The organism is Desmonostoc vinosum (genome assembly GCF_059505385.1).
In genome coordinates this window covers 1-4,746 of sequence record NZ_JCACKM010000280.1, presented here as the reverse complement: position 1 = coordinate 4,746, position 4,746 = coordinate 1, and the positions used below count along the sequence as shown (strand labels likewise).

Annotated in this window: 4 protein-coding genes and 1 tRNA gene; all 5 read right to left on the bottom strand. The window is 43.6% G+C overall.

From position 1 onward, the window contains the following. Positions 1–328: 328 nt before the first annotated feature. Entirely contained in the window at positions 329–916 is a 588-nt protein-coding gene (locus AC5JMF_RS29845) for an L-threonylcarbamoyladenylate synthase (protein WP_495799325.1), read from the bottom strand. A gap of 354 nt (positions 917–1,270) precedes the next feature. After that, positions 1,271–2,203, bottom strand: a complete 933-nt coding sequence (prmC, locus tag AC5JMF_RS29840; RefSeq protein WP_495799324.1) for a peptide chain release factor N(5)-glutamine methyltransferase — start codon at positions 2,201–2,203, stop codon at positions 1,271–1,273. 2 nt (positions 2,204–2,205) lie between these two features. Further along, on the bottom strand, positions 2,206–3,051 hold the full coding sequence (locus AC5JMF_RS29835) for a Tic22 family protein (RefSeq protein WP_495799323.1): 846 nt from the start codon (positions 3,049–3,051) through the stop codon (positions 2,206–2,208). 661 nt (positions 3,052–3,712) lie between these two features. Beyond that, positions 3,713–3,786: transfer RNA gene (locus AC5JMF_RS29830), tRNA-Pro, on the bottom strand. A gap of 59 nt (positions 3,787–3,845) precedes the next feature. After that, a complete protein-coding gene (locus AC5JMF_RS29825) occupies positions 3,846–4,064 on the bottom strand; it encodes a hypothetical protein (protein WP_495799322.1) in 219 nt (72 codons plus the stop codon). Positions 4,065–4,746: the final 682 nt, after the last annotated feature.

Below are 4,746 nucleotides of genomic sequence, written 5' to 3'. Positions count from 1 at the left end.
ACGAAAAAATAGGTTTTTTCAGACTGAATATGAAAAACCTACCCTTGAAAGCGGGGGGACGCGGGGACGGGGGGACGCGGTGAGACAGCGAGTAAAGGAGGGTTTCCCTCCGCAGGCGATTGCGTTAGCGCAGCGTTAGCGAGCTTGCGAGCGTCACCCGAAGGAGGACAAGGGAGAAATTTTCTTACTCATCTCCCGGTTGGTGAGCGAAGTCGAACCACATCTCTCCCCTGCCTCCCCTGCTCCCGGTTGGTGAGCGTAAAGCCCTGCGGGCATGGCTGCGCTTACCGCGTAGCGTCTCCGACAAAAGAAGTCGAACTACATTCCCTCATGCCTCTAAAACCACCGCGCCTTGCCGTAAAATCTGCCAAGTTTCTCCCGTCCATTTGACAACAGTAGAAGGTACACCGATTGATATTTCATCCTGGCATTCTGTTGTTACCAAAGTCAAAGCTTCAGGGAACTGAGCCGCAATTTCTGCCATTGTTTGTAAAGGTGGTTGACCAGAAAAATTAGCACTAGTGGTAGCAAGAGGACCTGTTTGTGCCAAAATTCGCTGAGCGATCGCACTTTTGGGCACTCTAATACCAATTGTCGTTGGATCGCTGGGATTCATGACTTTGGGGACGCGATCGCTCGCTGGTAATACTAAAGTTAGCGCTCCTGGCCAGTATTTGTGTACTAACTTTTGCCAAATTTTATACTCATCCTCATTACCTTTGACATATAGCCACAAATCCTCAGCCTTAGCCCCCATCAAAATCAGAGGTTTATCCTGACTGCGGTGCTTAGCAACAAAAATTAACTCTGCCTTTTCTGGCACGACAGCAAGCGCAGGAACAGTATCTGTAGGAAAGCTCACCAAAGCACCAGCGCGTGCGCCAGTGATCAGATTCGCAAAAGAAACTTGTGTCATATTCATCTAGTTACTGGAAATTGGGAATTAGGAATGGGGAATGGGGAATTACGCCTAATGTGAATTATCAAAATCAACGAGATAAGCTAAAAAACATCTAAATTACATAATCAAATTAAATAAAACTCTTGTGGGGTGGGCATCTTGCCCGCCCTAATTATGCAAGTTATATGTGGAACAGCTTATCAATAATCTCGCGTTGTGTAGAGACGCGCCATGGCGCGTCTCTACAACGATAAATATAGGGTTTCAGTCTCTAATTCACATTAAACGTGAATTGGGAATTGATTATTCTCTGTGTCCCCGTGTCCCCGCGTCCCCGCGTCTCGGTGTCCCCGCGTCCCCTCATCTCCCTCATCCCCAGTTCCCAGTCCCTTTTACATAAGCCAAAGCAAAACGCTCAATTCCAGCTAAATCAAGATGAATTTGAATATTACAATAACTACCTTGATTTTGCAAAAGTTCTCTAACTGCATCCGCTTGTCCTGCCATCATCTCAATTAGCCACACACCGCCAGGTCGCAAATACTGAGGAGAAGTTTCTACTAAATGGCGGATACAATCTAAACCATCAGTACCACCATTGAGGGCTAAATGTGGTTCATGATTAACTACTTCTGGTTGCAAGCTAGATAGGGTACTGGTGGGGATATAAGGCGGGTTCGACACCATACCACTGAAGTGACCTTTGAGAAACGCCAGCGGTTCCCACCAGTAACCTTGGTAAAATTGGATACGTTCATCAAAACCTAAATTTTCAGCATTTGCTTGAGCGATCGCCAAAGCCTCAAGACTATAATCTACAGCGTGAACTGTAGCTTGTGGGAAGACATCTGCTAATCCCAAAGCGATCGCCCCGCTACCTGTGCCCAGATCTACCCAATGCCCTGAGTGTAAATCCTGAGCGATCGCACTTTTCGCAGCAGCACTAACAGCTAAATCAATTAGGCATTCTGTCTCTGGTCTAGGGATCAAAACCGCACTTGACACCGCGATTTTAAACTGTCGCCAAGGTGTCACACCTGCAATATATTGCACTGGTAAGCGATCATTTAATCGCCTTTGCCACAATTGCTCTAACTCATCAACAGACAGCTGCATTTGAATTTGAGACCAGCTTTTGAAAGACTCCAAACGTAGTGCCAAGCGATCTAAGCCAGCCATTTCTTGTAACAGCCAGTCTACCTCCTCTGGTGGAACATCAGTGGCGATCGCAGTTTGAATTGCTTTGCGACGCCACTGCCAAAGTTGTAAACCAGAAACCACTCTTGGTGATTGTTCAACCATGCTTAACGTGGTTTTGGCTTTGCAGGCTGTGAATTGTTCGTTCTATTAGGAGTAGCCGGAGTAGTAGCCGGAGTATTAGTATTAGTTCTAGGCAGTGTCTTAATATACTCTCTCGACTCTGGAGATGGCACTAAAATAACTTGGTTAAGCCATGCATCATTTTTGTCTTGTAAAGTTTTAATCACCCCATCAACATCGATTACTTGAATATCAGCTTTAGGATGTTTTGGCTTCACTTGGTTTAATAAACCAAGTGCATCTTGCTTGCTTAAAAATAGCGGCAGAATTTGCTGATTATCAGATGTTAGTTTGATTGGTACATATCCTTGATCGGGTGAAAATCTCACAGCAAAAACCGGTACACTCTTAAACTGCTCTACTTTTTGACCACTTTGGCGCAGCAAATCCAACGCCCCTTGAATCTCTTGTTCTACAGGTTTAAAAGCAAACAAAAGACGGTTTGGTTGGTTTTTAGTTTGTTGTAATTGCTGATAAATTACTCCCAGAGGTACTGCTGTTACCTGCAAGTTTTTAATCATTTCTTGCATTTTTGGGTCTTGATTTTTTGTATTTCGCAGCTCGTTGACAAAAGCTTGAGCCTCCTGACGACTCATATAAACACCTGTCACCGAACCCCCAGCTTTTTGTCCATTTTGACCTTGAGGCAGAGTCCGACTGAGCGGTAAACCTTTTTCGTTAGTAATCAAGTACACAGGTACTGAGTCTAACTTCTCTTTTATTTGTTGTTCTGATAATGCCAGCACTGACATGTTTCCCCCAAACAACGTCCCTAGAAAAGTGCTGCCTACTAAGCCTAATGTTGCGCCCCAGCGAACCAGTGATTTCATAACTACTCCTCGTATCAATAGTTTAATTTAGTCAAACAAGTGGTTGGATTTGCACTAGTATCAACTAGCTTTAGTTATATAGCAATCCATTTGAGTTGTAAAAAACTCATTCATTGTAGCTGTTGACTGATAACTGTCAGAGGTCAATACTTTGCAATTCTTGAGGATTGCTGTAGTGCTGCTTTCGTGAATTAAAGATCCTAGCTAAAGCTGTATTTGTCTCACTTTCGCCTTGCTATTCACTGCGAAATGCTGTAGATGCCTATTATATATCGTTTTCAAACGATAAAAAACTTCTGCAATGTTGGAACTGATGAGTGCCATTTTATTGTATTTCTCACGATATGGGTGACGTTATTACTTAATTATTCGTTCCATCTGCTGTTGGTTTAATATTTGCTCAAATCTATACAGAACATAGTTTTATTAGTAACTTGCTACTTGGCATGAAATTTGCCTGTTAGCCTTCAGAAGACAGCTTAGTTGTAGAATAACCAAGTTAGTATTTTTGGCAAAAAACACAATTTAGATGCACATTTTACCAAGAAAACCCTTAGTCATTCCTAAATTGCAGCGTAGTATGTTTTGACTTTTTGATTTTATATATCAAAAAACCCCAGATTTACTAATACATCTAGGTTGATAATTTTGCCATAAAAAATCGGGATGACAGGATTTGAACCTGCGGCATCCTGCTCCCAAAGCAGGCGCGCTACCAAGCTGCGCTACATCCCGGACATTACACTAAGGTGATTATATCAGATAAAGCTGCTCATAGCCAGAAAATTTTACCTTCAAGAATTAGTTTTACCAAATTCGGCGAAATGCCCCAGCCTCGGCGAAGCAGGCTGGGGATGGATAGCCGGACGATAACGATTCTGCCTTTGACCGCTATCAACCGCCAGGTTGATTAGGGAGTGGGGCGGATGAGGAATCGTCAGTCTTTGAATTTGGTAGCCTATCGATCCAATCCTCAATAAGCTGAGTGATGGTTTTTTCTTTGTCTCCAGCATAAGCTTTGAGTCTGGCTAAACGTTTCTCGGATATCCTTAAATTTAGTCTTCCAGTTTTCATAATATACGCACAATGTATGTCTATTATGATATAATAAAATTGGTCGATGACCCTCCCGACTGTATGGAACAGACAGGCTAACTTCAAAGTAGTCAGACTTGCCGCAGACACATAACTAGATCGGGAAAAACGTAAGTCCTGCTGGTCGGCTACTGCCGTAATTCCAAGACAAGCGTACCGTAGACAAATAAATCGCCTATGGAAGATGAGCGACTGCCTGTGGACGCTGTGTAAGACCAAATTAGACACGGGTTTAATGAGGCAACGGCGAATGAGACGGGAAGCTCCAAAGACGAATAAGACCGTCCTTGTATAGTTGATTTTGGAAGCCCCAACTTCAGCGAAGCAAGTTGGGGTACTTCACTACATTCTCAAAAGATAAAGAACAAGGGTGTAGTCCTACTCCTTTGCTTAAGCAAGCTACGCGTAGCGTCTCGCAGTAAAATGTGAGTCGCTTAGTCTCTCCTATTCCCTATTCCCTCTCATTAACCAGTTCCGTAGGTTTAAGTCTCCCGGGTCTATAACCGACAAGTTTTGTGTCGGGGTATTTAACCCCAACACAAAACTTAATTACGTTAGCGCAGCGTAAAGCCTGCGGCATAGCTTCGCTTAGAGCGAGTC

What these genes read in the sequence shown, in the direction of transcription:
- AC5JMF_RS29835 (WP_495799323.1), bottom strand. Translation starts at nt 3,051, where the DNA reads ATGAAATCACTGGTTCGCTGGGGCGCAACATTAGGCTTAGTAGGCAGC.
- prmC (WP_495799324.1), bottom strand. Translation starts at nt 2,203, where the DNA reads ATGGTTGAACAATCACCAAGAGTGGTTTCTGGTTTACAACTTTGGCAG.
- AC5JMF_RS29825 (WP_495799322.1), bottom strand. Translation starts at nt 4,064, where the DNA reads ATGCTGGAGACAAAGAAAAAACCATCACTCAGCTTATTGAGGATTGGA.
- AC5JMF_RS29845 (WP_495799325.1), bottom strand. Translation starts at nt 916, where the DNA reads ATGACACAAGTTTCTTTTGCGAATCTGATCACTGGCGCACGCGCTGGT.